The 16,762-nt window shown below is 74.4% G+C and carries 13 protein-coding genes and 1 pseudogene; 7 read left to right on the forward strand and 7 right to left on the reverse strand.

Features of this window, described 5'->3' with window-relative positions; all coding sequences use genetic code 11:
• Nucleotides 1–199 precede the first annotated feature (199 nt).
• Both ABTX62_RS20435 and ABTX62_RS20440 read right to left on the reverse strand, forming a co-directional pair.
• Nucleotides 200–1,279, reverse strand: coding sequence for a hypothetical protein (locus ABTX62_RS20435; RefSeq protein WP_352117480.1), 1,080 nt, complete (start codon nucleotides 1,277–1,279; stop codon nucleotides 200–202).
• A gap of 1 nt (nucleotide 1,280) precedes the next feature.
• Nucleotides 1,281–1,838, reverse strand: a complete 558-nt coding sequence (locus ABTX62_RS20440; protein ID WP_352117531.1) for a sigma-70 family RNA polymerase sigma factor — start codon at nucleotides 1,836–1,838, stop codon at nucleotides 1,281–1,283.
• A gap of 347 nt (nucleotides 1,839–2,185) precedes the next feature.
• Here ABTX62_RS20440 and ABTX62_RS20445 point away from each other — a divergent pair, with 347 nt between their 5' ends.
• Nucleotides 2,186–3,202 (forward strand): aspartate-semialdehyde dehydrogenase, encoded by a 1,017-nt coding sequence (locus tag ABTX62_RS20445; protein WP_352117481.1) that lies wholly within the window; start codon nucleotides 2,186–2,188, stop codon nucleotides 3,200–3,202.
• A gap of 20 nt (nucleotides 3,203–3,222) precedes the next feature.
• Here ABTX62_RS20445 and ABTX62_RS20450 read toward each other — a convergent pair.
• Nucleotides 3,223–3,699 (reverse strand): annotated as a pseudogene (locus ABTX62_RS20450) (DUF1203 domain-containing protein); the annotation flags it as partial.
• Between the two features lie 170 nt (nucleotides 3,700–3,869).
• Here ABTX62_RS20450 and pepN point away from each other — a divergent pair.
• On the forward strand, nucleotides 3,870–6,449 hold the full coding sequence (gene pepN / locus ABTX62_RS20455; protein WP_352117482.1) for an aminopeptidase N: 2,580 nt from the start codon (nucleotides 3,870–3,872) through the stop codon (nucleotides 6,447–6,449).
• Nucleotides 6,450–6,574: 125 nt separating this feature from the next.
• Here pepN and ABTX62_RS20460 read toward each other — a convergent pair whose 3' ends face one another.
• A complete protein-coding gene (locus ABTX62_RS20460; RefSeq protein WP_352117483.1) occupies nucleotides 6,575–7,621 on the reverse strand; it encodes an EamA family transporter in 1,047 nt (348 codons plus the stop codon).
• A gap of 123 nt (nucleotides 7,622–7,744) precedes the next feature.
• Between ABTX62_RS20460 and ABTX62_RS20465 the strand changes: the two genes are divergently transcribed.
• Nucleotides 7,745–8,257, forward strand: a complete 513-nt coding sequence (locus ABTX62_RS20465; protein WP_352117484.1) for a MarR family winged helix-turn-helix transcriptional regulator — start codon at nucleotides 7,745–7,747, stop codon at nucleotides 8,255–8,257.
• Nucleotides 8,258–8,313: 56 nt separating this feature from the next.
• Here the strand turns inward: ABTX62_RS20465 and ABTX62_RS20470 are convergent, their stop codons facing one another.
• From ABTX62_RS20470 to ABTX62_RS20480, 3 genes are all read right to left on the reverse strand, one after another.
• The gene (locus ABTX62_RS20470; protein ID WP_352117485.1) at nucleotides 8,314–8,601 is read right to left on the reverse strand and encodes a hypothetical protein; all 288 of its coding nucleotides are present in this window, start codon (nucleotides 8,599–8,601) and stop codon (nucleotides 8,314–8,316) included.
• A 63-nt stretch (nucleotides 8,602–8,664) separates the two neighbouring features.
• Nucleotides 8,665–10,749 carry a 4-alpha-glucanotransferase gene (gene malQ, locus ABTX62_RS20475; RefSeq protein ID WP_352117486.1) on the reverse strand — a complete coding sequence of 695 codons (2,085 nt, stop codon included), beginning with the start codon at nucleotides 10,747–10,749 and terminating at the stop codon, nucleotides 8,665–8,667.
• Nucleotides 10,750–11,007, reverse strand: coding sequence for a hypothetical protein (locus ABTX62_RS20480; protein WP_352117487.1), 258 nt, complete (start codon nucleotides 11,005–11,007; stop codon nucleotides 10,750–10,752).
• Between the two features lie 222 nt (nucleotides 11,008–11,229).
• Here ABTX62_RS20480 and ABTX62_RS20485 point away from each other — a divergent pair, with 222 nt between their 5' ends.
• The 4 genes from ABTX62_RS20485 (at nucleotide 11,230) to ABTX62_RS20500 (ending at nucleotide 16,730) form a co-directional block, all read left to right on the forward strand.
• On the forward strand, nucleotides 11,230–14,082 hold the full coding sequence (locus tag ABTX62_RS20485; protein ID WP_352117488.1) for a beta-N-acetylglucosaminidase domain-containing protein: 2,853 nt from the start codon (nucleotides 11,230–11,232) through the stop codon (nucleotides 14,080–14,082).
• A 79-nt stretch (nucleotides 14,083–14,161) separates the two neighbouring features.
• Entirely contained in the window at nucleotides 14,162–14,695 is a 534-nt protein-coding gene (locus ABTX62_RS20490; protein ID WP_352117489.1) for a PadR family transcriptional regulator, read from the forward strand.
• Entirely contained in the window at nucleotides 14,692–15,378 is a 687-nt protein-coding gene (locus ABTX62_RS20495) for an ABC transporter ATP-binding protein (protein WP_352117490.1), read from the forward strand. Before ABTX62_RS20490 ends, ABTX62_RS20495 begins: the two co-directional genes overlap by 4 nt.
• Nucleotides 15,378–16,730, forward strand: coding sequence for an FtsX-like permease family protein (locus ABTX62_RS20500; protein WP_352117491.1), 1,353 nt, complete (start codon nucleotides 15,378–15,380; stop codon nucleotides 16,728–16,730). The genes ABTX62_RS20495 and ABTX62_RS20500 overlap by 1 nt, the downstream gene beginning before the upstream one ends.
• Nucleotides 16,731–16,762: the final 32 nt, after the last annotated feature.

Genomic DNA, 16,762 nt, shown 5'->3' on the forward strand with positions numbered 1-16,762 from the left:
TTGAGGAGCGTGCTCCCGTGCCGCGCGGCAGGGCCGCCTCGTGGGCCGGCACGACGGGATCGTTGCGTGCCGGGCGGACGCCCGCGTACTGGTTGGACCCGGGCGTCCGCCCGGTGCTGCCGGTGGGCACACCCCCGGCTCGCGCACTCGAGGCCACCCACCCATCAGCCGTGCGAACAACCCCGCGGGTCGATACGACCTAGGGGCAGGGCAGGGTGCGTGACCGGGGCAGGCCGGCGGTGATCCACGCCCGGTCGCGGGCGATCTCCTTCTCCCCCGTCACCCACAGGTCCGGCTGGGCCTGTCCCTGCGGGATCCCGACCAGGACGCGGTCGCCCGCGCGCAGCCGGGGCGCGACATCGCCGTCCAAGGGGAAGGAGACCCGGCTCTGCCCCTGGGCGGGCTTGTAGTACCGGTCCACCTCGACGGTGACGCGGTCCTGGCCGGTCCCCGGGACAGTGGCCACCTCGGCGACCGTGCCCTCGATCACGAGCCGGGCGCAGGCGAGATACCCGGCGTGACCGAGCGTGGTCTCCTCACCGGCCTGCGGCCGGCCGGCGCTCTCGGCGGCGGCCGCCCCCGAGTCCTGTTCGCCCCCGGCCCCACCGCTCTGGACCACGAGCCAGCCCATCCCGATCACGACGGTGGCCCCGGCCGCGGCGACGAGTGTCTTCAGCGCCACGGTGAGCGGTTTCGGCCGGGCGCGACGCCGCGAGGACAACGACGTGACCGTCGCCCCACCGCCCACACCCGGCGCGGCACCGACACCGCCCCCCGCGCCCGGCTCGGCCGCCGCGGGCGCCCCGCCGGGCCCGGACCCGGCAGCCACCGCCGGCACCGGCGAGCTGCCGTCCGCGTCCCCGCCCCCACGCTCCGAAGACGCCCCCCTCGGTGACGAGCCGGCGACGGCCCCCGGGCCGGCCGTGTCCGCGGCAGGCGGGGCGTCACCGGCCGGTCCCGCCGTCGCCGCTCGCGCAGGCAGGGCGTCACCGGCCGGACCCGCTGTCGCCGCTCGCGCGGCCGGGCCCCCGGCCTCCGCCCCGGCTTCCTCCGTCTCGCCGGTCCGCGCCAGCATGTCCCCGAGCAGTTCCAGCTGGCGCCGCAGCTGTGCCACGTCCGCCGCGGCCGCGTCATGGGCGGCCCGGTAGGCCGCGTCCTCGCGGGCCGCCGGCGGCACGGGGGCCCCGGCGAGCACGGCCATCAGCGCGTCCATGCCGTCGTACTCGGCACCGCCGTCACGTTCCGCGCGACGCCGGTCGTCATTGTTCCGGGCGGTCACGTCACACCACCTCGTCCTCGTGCAGGCGGGCGCGCAACGCCCGTACCGCCGTGTGCAGCCGGCTCTTGACCGTGCCCTCCGGGACGCCGAGCTGCTCGGCGATGGACCGGACCGGCAGGTCGGCGTAGAAGCGCAGGACGACGACCTGCCGCTGGGCATCGGGCAGCTCGTCCAGGCCCTGGGCGACGGCGACGGACAGCACGCTGCTGTCCTCGCCGGAGGGATGCTCCGCCGGCTGGCGCAGCGCCGCCAGCCGCTCCCCGAGCCGCTCCTGGCGGCGCTTGGCCCGGTGCCAGTCCATGGCGAGGTTGGAGGCGACGACCGCCGCCCACGCCGAGACGTCCCGCGGCGCCTCCCGGCCGCTCGCGGCCCGCTCCAGCAACCGCAGGCGGACCTGCTGCACCCCGTCCGGCAGGTCCGCCTGCGGTACTCCGCCGAGTGCCAGCACCGCCCGCACCCGACGCTCCTGCGCCGCGTCCAGCGGATCCGCCCCGCTCCGCGGATCGTCGCCGGTCGCGGCATGCGCCTCCCGGCCGCGCCGTGCCCTTCCGCGCAACAGCACAAGCCACCCCCTCACCGTGTTTCCCCTACGACGCCGGCGCGGTCCGGAACGTTCGGCCGCCGTCACGGCGAGTTCCGCCGGAGCCGCAGAGGCGTACATCACACTTCCGTGTGGCCGGGGCCGGCATGGGCAGGCGAGCTTGCGGCGCACGACCCCGGACGGACGAATTCCTCCAGCTCAGCGGGGTCGACACCGCAGGTCCGCAACCATGGGGCAGGACACGCCGTCCCACTCTTCGGGCAGACCGGGGAAAGAAGTGGACAGGCGGGCCGTGGTCGGCCGCATGATGGAAAAGCCTCGGCCAAGCAACGAGTACGTGAAGAGACGCACGAGAGGGAGTCACCGTGAGGGTCGGAATCGTCGGAGCCACCGGACAGGTGGGCACGGTCATGCGCAGGATCCTCACGGAGCGGAACTTCCCGGTCACCGAGCTGCGCCTGTTCGCCTCGGCCCGCTCGGCGGGCTCGGAGCTGGACGGCGTGACGGTGGAGGACGCGTCGACCGCCGACTACACCGGCCTGGACATCGTGCTGTTCTCCGCGGGCGGTGCCACCTCCAAGGCACTGGCCGAAAAGGTCGCCTCCCAGGGCGCCGTGGTGATCGACAACTCCTCCGCGTGGCGCAAGCACCCCGAGGTGCCGCTGGTCGTCTCCGAGGTCAACCCCCACGCGATCGCGAACCGCCCCAAGGGCATCATCGCCAACCCGAACTGCACGACGATGGCCGCGATGCCGGTCCTGCGTCCGCTGCACGACGAGGCGGGCCTGGAAGCCCTGGTCGTCGCCACCTACCAGGCGGTCTCGGGCTCCGGCCTCGCGGGCGTCGCCGAGCTGCACGGCCAGACGCAGAAGGTCGTCGCCGACGCCGACAAGCTCACCCACGACGGTGAGGCGGTCGACTTCCCCGAGCCGGGCGTCTACAAGCGCCCCATCGCCTTCAACGTGCTGCCGCTCGCGGGCAACATCGTCGACGACGGCCTGAACGAGACCGACGAGGAGCAGAAGCTCCGCAACGAGTCCCGCAAGATCCTGGAGATCCCCGAGCTGAAGGTCTCCGGCACCTGCGTGCGCGTCCCGGTCTTCTCCGGCCACTCCCTCCAGGTCAACGCCCGCTTCGCCCGCCCGATCTCCCCGGAGCGCGCGACGGAGCTCCTGGCGGATGCCCCGGGCGTCGTCGTCACGGACATCCCCACTCCCCTCCAGGCCGCAGGCAAGGACCCGTCCTACGTCGGCCGCATCCGCCGCGACGAGACGGTGGACAACGGCCTGGCCCTCTTCGTCTCCAACGACAACCTCCGCAAGGGCGCGGCCCTGAACGCGATCCAGATCGCGGAGCTGGTGGCGGCGGAGCTGAAGGGCTGACCCCTCTCCCCCGCGCAGTCCCTGCGCACCTCGTAGAGGAAGCAGCCGTACTCGACGGCCCGGATGTGGACCAGTGCCACGGCCGGGTCGTCGAACGCTTCCCGGAGGGCCTGCCGGAACGCGCCGGGTTCCCGGACCAGCCGTCCGCCCAGGATGTGGCCCTCGGCCGAGTAGCGGCGGACGGTGCGGTGGGAGCCGGTGAAGGGGAGGGCCCCACCGGCCGGGCCCGCGCACTCCTCGGCGTGGACGAAGACCGGGCCCTGTTCGTCGTAGGCGCCCGGAGCGGCGCCGGTTTCGGCGGCCCAGCGGCGCAGGGGGGCGTACGAGACCAGCGCGACGCGTTCACCCGGCTCGCTGTGGCGCAGACAGCAGCGGAGGGGGGCGCCGCCCTCGGTGTCGGTGAAGGAGGTCGTGGGACGGCCCGCGTCGTCCGTCGTGCGCAGCTCCTTCAGGGCCCGGGGGTCGATGGGGCGCGCGGTGTACGTGGTCGTCGTCATGCTCATCAGGCTCGCGCGCGCGAGGCCTTGCTACCGGCGGAATCCGGACGTCGCGTTCGCCCGGCCTCCCGCCGCCCGAGGGGTATCCCTAGGAGACGCCCGGGTCGTCGCCTGACGTCGAGTCGCCGTGGAAAGATGGCGCAACCCACCCATAACGAGGAGATGACCGCGTGCCTGGCACAAACCTGACCCGCGAAGAGGCGCAGCAGCGGGCGCAGCTGCTCGCCGTTGACTCGTACGAGATCGAACTCGATCTCTCCGGCGCGCAGGAGGGCGGCACCTACCGGTCCGTGACCACGGTGCGCTTCGACGTGACGGCCGAGAACGGCGCGGAGTCGTTCATCGACCTGGTGGCGCCGGCGGTGCACGAGGTGACCCTGAACGGGGACTCCCTCGACCCGGCCGAGGTTTTCGCGGACTCCCGGATCGCGCTGCCCGGGCTGCTGCACGGGCGCAACATCCTCCGGGTCGTCGCCGACTGCGCCTACACCAACACCGGTGAGGGTCTGCACCGGTTCGTGGACCCGGTCGACGACCAGGCCTACCTCTATACCCAGTTCGAGGTCCCGGACGCCCGCCGGGTGTTCGCCAGCTTCGAGCAGCCGGATCTGAAGGCGACTTTCCGGTTCACCGTGAAGGCGCCCGAGGGCTGGACCGTCATCTCCAACTCGCCGACGCCCGAACCCCAGGACAACGTCTGGGCGTTCGAGCCGACCCCACGCATCTCGACGTACATCACGGCGCTGATCGTCGGCCCGTACCACTCGGTGCACAGCGTGTACGAGAAGGACGGCCAGTCCGTCCCGCTCGGCATCTACTGCCGGCCCTCCCTCGCCGAGTACCTCGACTCGGACGCCATCTTCGAGGTGACCCGGCAGGGCTTCGAGTGGTTCCAGGAGAAGTTCGACTACGCGTACCCGTTCGAGAAGTACGACCAGCTGTTCGTGCCGGAGTTCAACGCGGGCGCGATGGAGAACGCGGGCGCGGTGACCATCCGCGACCAGTACGTGTTCCGGTCGAAGGTGACGGACGCGGCGTACGAGGTGCGCGCCGAGACCATCCTGCACGAGCTGGCCCACATGTGGTTCGGCGATCTCGTGACCATGGAGTGGTGGAACGACCTGTGGCTGAACGAGTCGTTCGCCACGTACACCTCCATCGCCTGCCAGGCGGCGCACCCCGAGTCGCGCTGGCCGCAGTCCTGGACCACGTTCGCCAACTCCATGAAGACGTGGGCGTACCGGCAGGACCAGCTGCCGTCGACGCACCCGATCATGGCCGAGATCAACGACCTGGACGACGTGCTCGTCAATTTCGACGGCATCACGTACGCGAAGGGGGCTTCCGTCCTGAAGCAGCTCGTCGCGTACGTCGGCGAGGACGAGTTCTTCCGCGGCGTGCAGGCGTACTTCAAGGCGCACGCATACGGCAACACGCGCCTGTCCGACCTGCTGGGCGCCCTGGAGACGACGTCCGGCCGGGATCTGAAGGCCTGGTCGAAGGCGTGGCTGGAGACGGCGGGCATCAACGTCCTGCGTCCCGAGATCGAGACGGACGGGGACGGCGTCGTCACCTCCTTCTCGATCCGCCAGGAGGCCCCGGCCCTGCCCGCCGGCGCCAAGGGCGAGCCCACGCTGCGCCCGCACCGGATCGCCGTCGGCCTGTACGAACTGGACGAGAGCAGCGGCAAGCTGGTCCGCGCGGAGCGCGTCGAGCTGGACGTGGACGGCGAGTCGACGCCCGTGCCGCAGCTCGTCGGCAAGCGCCGCCCGGCCGTGATCCTGCTCAACGACGACGACCTGTCGTACGCGAAGGTCCGCCTGGACGAGCAGTCCCTGGCCTTCGTCACGGAGCACCTCGGCGACTTCGAGTCCTCCCTGCCGCGGGCCCTGTGCTGGGCGTCGGCCTGGGACATGACGCGGGACGCCGAGCTCGCGGCCCGCGACTACCTGTCGCTGGTGCTGTCCGGCATCGGCAAGGAGTCGGACATCGGCGTGGTGCAGTCGCTGCACCGCCAGGTGAAGCTGGCGATCGACCTGTACGCCGACCCGGCCGCCCGCGAGACGCTGCTGGCCCGCTGGACCGACGCGACGCTGGCCCACCTGAGGGCGGCGGCACCGGGCAGCGACCACCAGCTGGCGTGGGCGCGCGCGTTCGCGGCGACGGCCCGCACGCCCGAGCAGCTGGATGTGCTGGACGCGCTGCTGGACGGCTCGCAGACCGTCGAGGGCCTGGTCGTCGACACGGAGCTGCGCTGGGCGTTCGTGCAGCGCCTCGCAGCGGTCGGCCGGTTCGACGAGGCGGAGATCGCGGGCGAGTACGAGCGGGACCGTACGGCCGCCGGTGAGCGCCACGCGGCCACGGCCCGGGCGGCCCGCCCGACGCCGGAGGCCAAGGCGGAGGCGTGGGCGTCGGTCATCGACTCCGACAAGCTGCCGAACGCCGTGCAGGAGGCGGTCATCGGCGGCTTCGTCCAGACCGACCAGCGTGAGGTGCTCGCCCCGTACGCGGACCGGTACTTCGAGGTGGTCAAGGACATCTGGAAGTCCCGCTCCCACGAGATGGCCCAGCAGATCGCCGTCGGCCTCTACCCGGCGGTCCAGGTGTCCCGGGAGACCCTGGACAAGACGGACGCCTGGCTGGCGTCCGCCGAGCCGAACGCGGCGCTGCGCCGTCTGGTCTCGGAGTCCCGCGCGGGCGTCGAGCGCGCCCTGCGGGCCCAGCGGGCGGACGCGGCGGCCGGGGAGTAACCCCGGACGCTGCGCCGTCTGGTCTCGGAGTCCCGCGCGGGCGTCGAGCGCGCCCTGCGGGCCCAGCGGGCGGACGCGGCGGCCGGGGAGTAGCCCCGGCGGCTCGACACCCGAGGGAAGGGGTGTCAGGCAGACGGGGCGTCCGCAGAAGAGGCGTCCGGCAGAAGGGGCGTCCGGCGTGTGCCGGGCGCCCCTTCGCCTGCCCTCCGCGCCTCTCGGACGGGCGGGGCCGCTGCTACCGCCGCAGGGCTCCGCCCCGCACGTCCCCCGGCTCCGTGCGGGCTTTCCCCCCCGCTGACGCCGATGGTGTGCGACGGCCGGGTGACGAACTGCCCGGCCACCGTCGCCCCGAACGCCAGCCCCATGCCGACCACCTGCACGGGCGTCAGCGCCTGCCCGAGCGCCGCCCAGCCGACGACGGCCGCGGTGAGCGGGGAGAGCGGCACGAGGAAGGAGACCTGGGTGGCGGTCATACGGCCGATGCCCCGGAACCACAGCCAGTACGCGACCGCCGTGTTCGCCACGGCCAGGTAGAGGTAACCGCCGACCGCCGGGCCGTCGAGCGCCGGTGGGGCGCCCTCGACCAGGAAGGCGAGCGGCGCGATGAGCAGGCCTCCCGCGGTCAGCTGCCAGCCGGCGAGCGCCAGCGGGCCGACGCCCTCGGGGCGCCCCCACCGCTGGGTGAGCACGGTGCCGGCCGACATCGACGCCGTCGAGGCGACGGCCGCCAGCAGACCGAGCGCGTCCAGCGCCCCGGCCGCCCGCAGGACGACGAGGCTGACGCCGAACGCTGCCACGGCCCCGGTCAGCAGGGTGCGCGCCGAGGGCCGCTGTCCGAGCAGCAGCACGGAGAGGCCTGCCACGAACAGCGGACCGGCCGAGCCGACGACCGCCGCCAGGCCGCCGGGCAGCCGGTACGCGGAGAGGAACAGCAGCGGGAAGAAGGCGCCGATGTTCAGCGCGCCGAGCACCGCGGCCTTCCACCACCAGGCACCGCGCGGCAGCACCCGGGCGAGGGCGAGCAGCAGCAGGCCGGCGGGCAGGGCGCGCACCAGGGCGGTGAACAGGGGGCGGTCGGGCGGGAGGAACTCGGTGGTGACGGCGTAGGTCGTGCCCCAGGAGACGGGGGCGAGGGCGGTGAGGGTGATGAGAGCGGCGCGGGAGGTGGCCATGGCGGGCACCCTTCGAGTAGGTCGGCAGTAAGTAGCTTAACGCTAAGCAACTTTTAATCAAGCTACTTTCTGGCGGGTGACCGACTGGCGGCCGATACGCGGGGCATGGCCGATACTCGGGGCATGAGCGAACGCCCCGAGCAGCGCAAGGACCCCGTCGACGCGATCATCGGGCAGTGGGCGACCGTCCGGCCGGACCTGGACACCGCCGCGATGGAGGTCTTCGGCCGGATCAACCGCCTCTCGCACGCGATCGGCGAGCGGGTGGGAAAGGTGTACGCGACGTTCGGGATCTCCCGCGGGGAGTTCGACGTGCTGGCGACCCTGCGCCGCTCCGGCGAGCCCTACACGCTCTCACCCCGGCAGCTCTCCGCGACGCTGATGCTCACCACCGGCGGCATGACGGGGCGGCTGGACAAGCTGGAGCGGGCGGGGCTGCTGCGCCGCTCCCCCGACCCGCACGACCGGCGCGGGCTGCACGTCACCCTCACCGACGAGGGCCTCGCACTGGTCGACGAGGCGGTCGGGGCGGGACTGGCGGTCCAGACGGAGGCGCTGTCCGCCCTGGGCCCGCAGCGGGCCGGGCAGCTGGCCGATCTGCTGCGGGACCTCCTGGCGGGGACGGACAGGCCCTGACACGCCGAGGGCGCCGCCGCGGTCATCGCGGCGGCGCCCTCGGCGCGGAACGCTGATCAGGCCTTGACTTCGCTCGTCGCGTCGGCCTTCGTGGTGATGTTGGAGCTGGTCGGGTCCTTCTTCTTGTGCGACTTGTCGCCGATCATCACCAGACCGTGGATGACCAGGTAGAGCACGATGGGGGCCGCGACGAAGAGGCCCAGCGTCTCGATGACGCTCAGGCCCGGGCCGGGGTCGTCACCGTCGTCGCGGGTGAGCGCGCTCGCGGGGGACGACATGAGCAGCATCATCAGCGTCGTACCGGCTGCCAGGGCGCCGGCGCGCAGGGCGTTCTTCTTGTCCACGGTGTCAAAGTATCCAACGCCGACCGGGGACGCGCGCCCGGGGTGCCGTAAGACGCCCACGCCTCATGATCCGCCCTCCCTGAGCACCTCCATCAGCGCGTGCAGCCGCGGCGAGGCCGCCAGGTCCTCCAGTGTCACCGGTCGCCCCTGCGCGTCCGCGATGGGCAGACGCCAGTTCGGGTACTGGTCCCACGTCCCGGGGAGGTTCTGCGGGCGCCGGTCGCCCACGCCGTCCGGGAGCCAGACACCGACCATGCGGGCCGGGGTGCGCAGCAGGAAGCGGTGGACGGCCTGGATCTCGGCCTCCTCCGAGGAGGTGTCGCTGCCACCGCCCGTGCCGTGCAGCAGGCCGAGCCGGGAGAGCAGGGTCAGCCACTCCCCCGCGTCGGCGGCGGCCTCGGCGCGCTCCTCCTCCAGCGGGCGGGTCAGCAGGCCCAGGCTGTCCCGGAGCTCGACGTGCTCGCCGGTGAGGCGGGCCGCCGTGGAGGGCAGGTCGTGGGTGGTGGCCGTGGCCAGGCAGTCGGCGCGCCAGCTGTCGGGGGGCAGGGGACGACCGTCGCCCTCCCAGTCGCGCTCGAACCACAGCACGGACGTGCCGAGTACCCCGCGTTCGCGCAGCGCCTCGCGCACACCGGGCTCGACGGTGCCGAGGTCCTCGCCGATCACCGGCGCCCCGGCCCGGGAGGCCTCCAGCACCAGCACGGCGAGCATGGCCTCGGCGTCGTAGCGGACGTAGGTGCCCTCGGTGGGCGGGTGGCCCTGCGGGACCCACCAGAGGCGGAACAGGCCCATGACGTGGTCGATGCGCAGCGCCCCGGCGTAGCGGAACAGGGCACGCAGCAGCTCGCGGAAGGGGGCGTAACCGGACTCGGCCAGGCGGTCGGGACGCCAGGGCGGCAGGCCCCAGTCCTGGCCGCGGGCGTTGAAGGCGTCCGGTGGGGCGCCCACCGACATGCCGGCGGCGAAGTACTCCTGCTGCGCCCAGGCGTCGGCCCCGCCGGGGTGGACACCCACCGCGAGGTCGTGCACGATCCCGACGGGCATCCCCGCCTCGCGCCCGGCGCGCTGCGCGGCGGTCAGCTGGGTGTCGGTGAGCCAGGCGAGCCGGGACCAGAAGTCGACCCGGTCCATGAGGCCGTTGCGCGCCCGGACGGTCTCGGCCGACCGCGGATCGCGCAGGCCGGTCGGCCAGCGGTGCCAGTCGGAGCCGTGCACCTCGGCGAGCGCGCACCAGGTGGCGTGGTCCTCCAGGGCCTGGCCCTGCTCGGCGAGGAAGTCGCAGTAGGCGGCGCGCCGGCCGGGACCGAGGGGGACCTCGCCGAGCAGCTCCAGCGCCTCCCGCTTGAGCTCCCACACGGCGTCCCGGTCGATCAACGCGCCCTGGTGCAGCACCGCTTCGCGCAGCCGTCCGGCTCGCTCCAGGAGGCTGCGCAGGCGTTCGGGGTCCTCGACGTACGCCGCCTCGGGGATGTCCTCGACGCGCAGGTGCACGGGATCGGGGAAGCGGCGCGAGGACGGGCGGTACGGGGAGGGGTCGGTGGGGGCGCCGGGAACGGCCGCGTGCAGCGGGTTGACCTGGACGAACCCGGCGCCGAGCGATCGCCCGGCCCAGCCGGCCAGCTCGGCGAGGTCACCGAGGTCGCCCATGCCCCAGGAGCGGCGGGACAGCAGGGAGTAGAGCTGGACGAGCAGTCCGTGGGAGCGCCCGGCGGGGCTGGGCAGGCGGGACGGGGCGACGATCAGGTGGGCGGTGGCGATGCGGCCGTCGGGGGTGGTGGCGGTCAGCCGGTGGACGCCGGGCGGGAGACCGTCGGTCGAGGCGCGGGTCTCGCCCTGCTCGGTGTGGATCCGCAGCCCCGTTCCCTCGGGCAGCGCGGCCAGGGCGGCCGGGGGGCTGCCGCTCCAGCCGACCACGGTCGGCGGCAGCAGCCGTTCACCCGCGTCCCGCTCGCGGGCCGCGAGCGCGGCGCTCACGGCGCCGGGTGTGCTCGCGTCCACGCCGAGGGCGGCCAGGGTCAAGGTGAGAGCCGTGGCCGAGGCCGCGACCACGCGGTCCGGGGACGGGCTGTAGGACGTGGCGACGCCGTGCAGGACGGCGAGGCGGGACAGATCCTCGGAGGGCGGGTCGGCCGGCCGGGGTGCGGTCATCTACATCCTCGAGTAGTCCGGGACGAAGGCCGGGGGCTCGCTGGTCAGGGGGGCGGCTTCGGCGAGCGGCGGCTCACTGGTGAGGGGCTCGGCGTCGGGCAGCGGGGGCTCGCTGGTCAGCGGCAGTTCGGTGTGGGTGCTCTCGGAGCTGAAGACGCAGTAGCGGGGACCGGCGTAGTGGGGGTCGTCGAGGTCGGCGGACGGGTCCGCCACGGGTTTGGACGGGGCCGGGAGCGGAAGGAAAGTCATCGCAGCCACGGGGGCCTCCTTGGCGAGTAAGGCTTTCGACGGGTCATCGCAGCCCTACCCAGTCGGCGCGAACGCAGACGCCCCAGAGCGAACATCGTGCTCCTGCTCACATTCCGCTCCCCTCCACCCCCTCCAGATTCCGGCATTCGCGCCACAACGGCCACTCTCGTTGACACCTACTCCGGACGGTGGTGGGCTCGTTCTCCCGGTCGAACACATCTGGAGGGGCCTGTGGGACTGCGGCGTGGAACGCGGATCGCCGTCCTCGCGGTCGCCGTCGTCACCGGGAGCCTTGTCGCCCCGCCCGCCGCGACGGCGGCTCCGCCGGCCCCGGGCGCGACCGCGACGGCGACCCCCGACACCGCAGGACCGGACCTCTCCGTCTGGCCGCGCCCGCAGTCGCTGCGCGCGAACGGCGCCCCGGTCGCGGTACCGCACGACGTCGCCCTGATCACCGGCGCCCGGACGGATCACCACTCCGTGGAGGCCCTGCGCGCGCTGCTGCGGAAGGCGGGAGCCCGCCGGATCACGGACACGGCCGGACCGGGGGCGCTGGTCGTCCGGGCGTGGACCGAACCCGTCCGCCGGGGTGACCGCCATGCCCTGCCCTCCGGGGGATACGAACTGTCCGTGGGCCGGGACGGCGTCTCCCTCACCGGCACCGGCGAGGACGGCCTGTTCCACGCCGTGCAGACGCTGCGGCAGCTCGTCCGGCCCGACCACACGATCGCGGCGGTCGTGGTGCGTGACTGGCCCGGCACCGCCGTCCGCGGCATCACCGAGGGTTTCTACGGCACCCCGTGGACACACCGGCAGCGGCTGGCACAGCTCGACTTCATGGGGCGCACCAAGCAGAACCGCTACCTGTACGCCCCCGGTGACGACCTCTACCGGCAGGCCCGCTGGCGTGAGCCCTACCCGGCCGGGCAGCGGGCCCGGTTCCGGGACCTGGCCGAGCGGGCCCGGCGCAACCACGTCTCGCTCGGCTGGGCGGTGGCACCGGGCCAGGCGATGTGCTTCGCCTCCGACGCCGACGTGCGGGCGCTGACGCGCAAGCTGGACGCGATGTGGGAGCTGGGCTTCCGGGCGTTCCAGCTCCAGTTCCAGGACGTCAGCTACAGCGAGTGGCACTGCGGGGCGGACTCCGACCGGTTCGGCTCCGGCCCCGAGGCGGCGGCGCGGGCGCAGGCCCGGGTGGCGAACGCGGTGGCCCGGCACCTGGCGGCGCGGCACCCCGGCGCCGCCGCCCTGTCCCTGATGCCGACCGAGTACTACGAGGAGGGCACGACCGACTACCGGCGGGCACTGGCGAGCGACCTCACCGCGGGCGTCGAGGTGGCGTGGACGGGGGTCGGGGTGGTGCCCCGCACCATCACGGGCGGCGAACTGGCCGACGCGCGCGAGGCGTTCCGGCATCCGCTGGTCACGATGGACAACTACCCGGTCAACGACTACGACCCCGGCCGTCTCTTCCTCGGCCCGTACCGGGGCCGGGAGCCGGCCGTGGCGACCGGCTCGGCCGCTCTGCTCGCCAACGCCATGCAGCAGCCGGAGGCGTCCCGCATCCCGCTGTTCACCGCCGCCGACTACGCCTGGAACCCGCGCGCCTACCGTTCCGGGGAGTCCTGGCGCGCCGCGATCACCGACCTGGCGGGCGGGGACCGGCGCCGCGAGCGGGCCCTGGCGGCGCTCGCCGGGAACGACGCGTCGTCGGTGCTCGGCGAGGAGGAGTCGGCGTATCTGCGCCCGCTGGCCGAGGCGTACTGGAGGTCCCGCACGGCCGGCGGCACCGGCGCCGACGACGCCGCCGCGCGGCGGCTGCGCGAGGCCTTCACCGTGCTGCGCGAGCTGCCCCGGCGGCTGTCCGGAACCGGCCTGGGCTCCGAGGTCGCCCCCTGGGCGGAGCAACTGGCCACCTACGGCGAGGCGGGCACGGCCGCGCTCGGCATGCTGGAGGCGCAGCGCGCCGGGGACACGGCGGCGGCCTGGACGGCGTACCGCAGGCTCGGCGTCCTGCGGGCCCGGCTGGAGTCGGCGCCGGTCGAGGTCGGCACGGAGGTGCTGGACCCCTTCCTGCGACGGGCGCAGAAGTCGTACGCGGCCTGGTCGGGCATCCAGCACGAACCGCCCCGCAACCCCGGCGACGGCCGCACCCTGCGCTTCCCGCGGCCCCGGGCCCTGACCGCCGTGACGGCCCTGACCGAGCCGGGCACCGAGGGCGGCGTCGAGGTGCACGTGCCGGGGCAGGGCTGGCGCGAGGCGGGCCGGCTGGACCGGTCCGGGGCGACCGAGGTGCGGCTCTCGGCGCGGGCCGACGCCCTGCGGGTCACCGGCCCCGCCCCCTCCCGCGTGCACCACCTCATCCCCTGGTTCACCGACGCCCCCGCCACCTCCCTCGGCCTGCCCCGCGACCGCGCGGACGTCGAGACCGGCCGTACGGAGCGGCTGACGGCCCGGCTGAGCTCACTGCGCCCCGCCGACGCCCGCGGCAGAATCACCGCCGAGGCACCCGAGGGCGTCCGGGTGCGGGTGCCGAGGACGGAGCTGACCGTGCGGCGCGGCACCACGGTGGTGGTTCCCGTCGAGGTGACCGTGGAGCGCGGCACCCCGATGCGCTCGTACGACATCCGGCTGGGGTTCGCGGGAGCGGACCGCACGCTCACCGTCCGCGCCGTCCCGCCCACCGGCGGCCCCGACCTGGCCCGCAGCGGCACCGCCCGGTCCTCGGCGGACGAGACGCCCGACTTCCCCGCATCGGCGGCCAACGACGGCGACGCGGACACCCGCTGGTCCTCCCCCGTCGACGACGGCGCCTGGTGGCAGGTCGAGCTGGCCCGCCCGGTTCGGCTCGGCCGGGTCGCGCTGCACTGGCAGGACGCCCACCCCTCGGCGTACCGCGTCCAGGTCTCCCCGGACGGCCGCCGCTGGCGGGACGCGGCCACGGTCCGGGACAGCCGGGGCGGCCGGGAGGACGTCCGCATGGACGAGAAGGACGTGCGCTTCGTACGGGTGCAAGGCGACCAGCGGGCCACCCCGTACGGCTATTCGCTGTGGTCGGTGGAGGCGTACGCCGTCGCGGAGTGAGCCGTTCGCCGGGCATGGCGAAAACTTCCTCACGGCTCACTATTCACTCAGTACATGTACTCAGTACATAATGATCGGCATGAGCACCCGCCACATCCTGCTGGGCCTGCTCGCCTCGGGTCCGAGCCACGGCTACGACCTCAAGCGACGCCACGACGAACGCTTCCCGCAGGCCCGCCCGCTGGCCTACGGACAGGTCTACACGACCCTCCAGCGCCTCGTGCGGGACGGTCTCGCCGAGGTCGACGGCACCGACTCGGACGGCGGCCCGGAACGCACGACGTACCGGACGACGGACCAGGGGGCGCGCGAACTGGGCCGGTGGGCCGGGGAGATCGCCCCGCCCGCGCCCTTCGTGGCGAACGAGATCTTCGCCAAGGTCGTGGTCGCGATCCTCTCGGGCGGCGACCCGGCCGGGTACCTGAGCACCCAGCGCGCCGCGCACAAGGAGCGGATGCGGGAGCTCACGGCGGTGAAGGCCGCCGAGGGGGCGGACCTCGCGACCGTGCTCTCGGCGGACTATGCCCTCAACCACCTCGACGCCGACCTCCGCTGGATGAGCACCACAGCGGCCCGGCTCACCACTCTGACCGCGGAGGTCGACGCAGTATGAGCAGACCCGTGCCCCTTCTCACGGCCGGGGGTCTCACCAAGGCGCACGGCCGGACGCCCGCCCTGCGCGGCGCGTCGGTCGCACTGCACGCCGGCGAGATCCTCGCCGTGACCGGCGCGAGCGGCAGCGGGAAGTCGACGCTGCTGCACTGCCTGTCCGGCATCGTCCGCCCGGACGCGGGCTCGGTGACCTACGACGGCCGGCGGCTGGAGGACCTGCCCGAGAAGCGGCTGAGCGAGCTGCGGCGCACCGAGTTCGGCGTGGTGTTCCAGTTCGGGCAGCTCATCCCCGAGCTGACGGTGCTGGACAACGTCGCCCTGCCCCTGCTGCTGGCCGGAACCACCCGGGCCGACGCCCGGACCCGGGCCGGTGAGTGGCTGGAGCGGTTCGGAGTGCGGGGACAGGAGGACCTGCGGCCGGGCGGGCTGAGCGGCGGACAGGCGCAACGGGCGGCCCTGGCCCGGGCCCTGGTCACCGGCCCGAGGGTGGTCTTCGCCGACGAGCCGACGGGGGCGCTGGACTCCCTCGCGAGCGAGCAGGTCATGACGGCCCTCGTGCACACGGCCCGCGAGTCGGGCACGGCCGTCCTGCTGATCACGCACGACGCCCAGGTGGCGGCGTACGCGGACCGCGAGGTCCAGCTGCGGGACGGCGCCGTGGCGACGCTGGGGGCGACGGCGTGATGGCGCTGCGAGCCGATCTGCGCCTCGCCTGGGAACTGACCCGCGGCTCCGACCGCGGGGAGTGGTGGCGCATAACCCTCACGGCGACGGGGGCGGCGCTCGCGACCGGGTTCGCGCTGGCCGCCGTCGCCCTGGCATCGCTGCGCGGCAGCTATGACGTGCCCGTCGCCGCCGGGCTGCTGAACGAGCCGGGCACGCGGTCCGGTGTGATCGCCGGCCTCATGCTCCTGCTCGTCCCGGTCCTCGGGTTCCTCGGCCAGTGCGCCCGGATCGGGGCGGTGCACCGCGACCGGCGGCTGGCCGGGCTGCGGCTGGCCGGGGCGACACCCTGGCAGGTGCGGCGGATCGCCGCGCTGGAGACCGGGCCGGCCTGTCTGGCGGGCTCGGCGGTCGCCACCGTCGTCTCGGTGCTGCTCCTGCTGCGCCACTGGAACCGGCCGACCGTCCTGGCCTGGGCGGGGATCGCCCTGGTCGCGGTCGGCGTACCGCTGCTGGGGGCGGCGGCGGGCGCGCTGGCGCTGCGCCGGGTGGTGGCCTCGCCCCTCGGCTGGGTCCGCCGGATCGGACCGCGCACCGGACGCGGGCCGGGGCTGCTGTTCCTGGCCGGGGTCGTCCTGATCGGGGTGGTGACGCTGTTCGCCGTACTCGGCACGTCCTCGCCCGCCGCCAACCGGCCGCACGCCGGGCCGCCGCTGACGATGGTGGGCGTGAGCCTCGCGGTCGGTGCGGGCGCCGTGTGGCTCTCCGGGGCCATGGCCAGGGTGACCGGCCGGATCCTGGCGGCCCGGGCCCGGTCGGCGGCGCCCCTGATCGCGGCGGAGCGGCTGCGCGACGACCCGTGGGCCGCCGCCCGCACGCACGCGGCGGTGCTGCTGGTGACGGTCGCCGGGGGCGGCTTCATGGGCGTACGCGCGGTGCTCCTCGACAGGGTGCACGGCACCCGGCGGCTCGCCGCGAGCCCGGACTACTACGTGACCGGTCTCGATCTCACCGGCGCCGCCATCGCGGTCGCCTTCGCGATCACTCTGTCCGGCCTCGCCGTCGGCACCGCCGAGTCCCTGGCCACCCGCCGCCGCGGACTGGCCGCGCAGGCCGCCGCCGGGGTGCCGCGCGCGGTGCTCGGCCGGGCCCCGCTGCTGGAGACCGCACTGCCGCTGGCGCCGGCGGTGCTGCTCGCGGGCCTGGGCGGGACGGCCATCGCCGCCTGGTACGCGCTGCTCGGCCACAGCCCGTTCCCCTGGGCGGCGGCTCTGGTGCCCCTCGCCGTCTACGCCGCCTGCCTGCTCGCCGCTGCGACCTCGCTGCCCCTGCTGCGCCGATCGGTGCACCCGGGGGAACTGCGGTACGCGTAGGCGCTTCCCCCATGACGGGCCGGCCCGGGGGA

Origin of the sequence: Streptomyces sp. NPDC096046 (assembly GCF_040303285.1) — a bacterium.
GTDB lineage: Bacteria > Actinomycetota > Actinomycetes > Streptomycetales > Streptomycetaceae > Streptomyces.

What these genes read in the sequence shown, in the direction of transcription:
- ABTX62_RS20460 (WP_352117483.1), bottom strand. Translation starts at nt 7,621, where the DNA reads ATGGCCACCTCCCGCGCCGCTCTCATCACCCTCACCGCCCTCGCCCCC.
- ABTX62_RS20490 (WP_352117489.1), top strand. Translation starts at nt 14,162, where the DNA reads ATGAGCACCCGCCACATCCTGCTGGGCCTGCTCGCCTCGGGTCCGAGC.
- ABTX62_RS20495 (WP_352117490.1), top strand. Translation starts at nt 14,692, where the DNA reads ATGAGCAGACCCGTGCCCCTTCTCACGGCCGGGGGTCTCACCAAGGCG.
- malQ (WP_352117486.1), bottom strand. Translation starts at nt 10,749, where the DNA reads ATGACCGCACCCCGGCCGGCCGACCCGCCCTCCGAGGATCTGTCCCGC.
- ABTX62_RS20465 (WP_352117484.1), top strand. Translation starts at nt 7,745, where the DNA reads ATGAGCGAACGCCCCGAGCAGCGCAAGGACCCCGTCGACGCGATCATC.
- ABTX62_RS20500 (WP_352117491.1), top strand. Translation starts at nt 15,378, where the DNA reads ATGGCGCTGCGAGCCGATCTGCGCCTCGCCTGGGAACTGACCCGCGGC.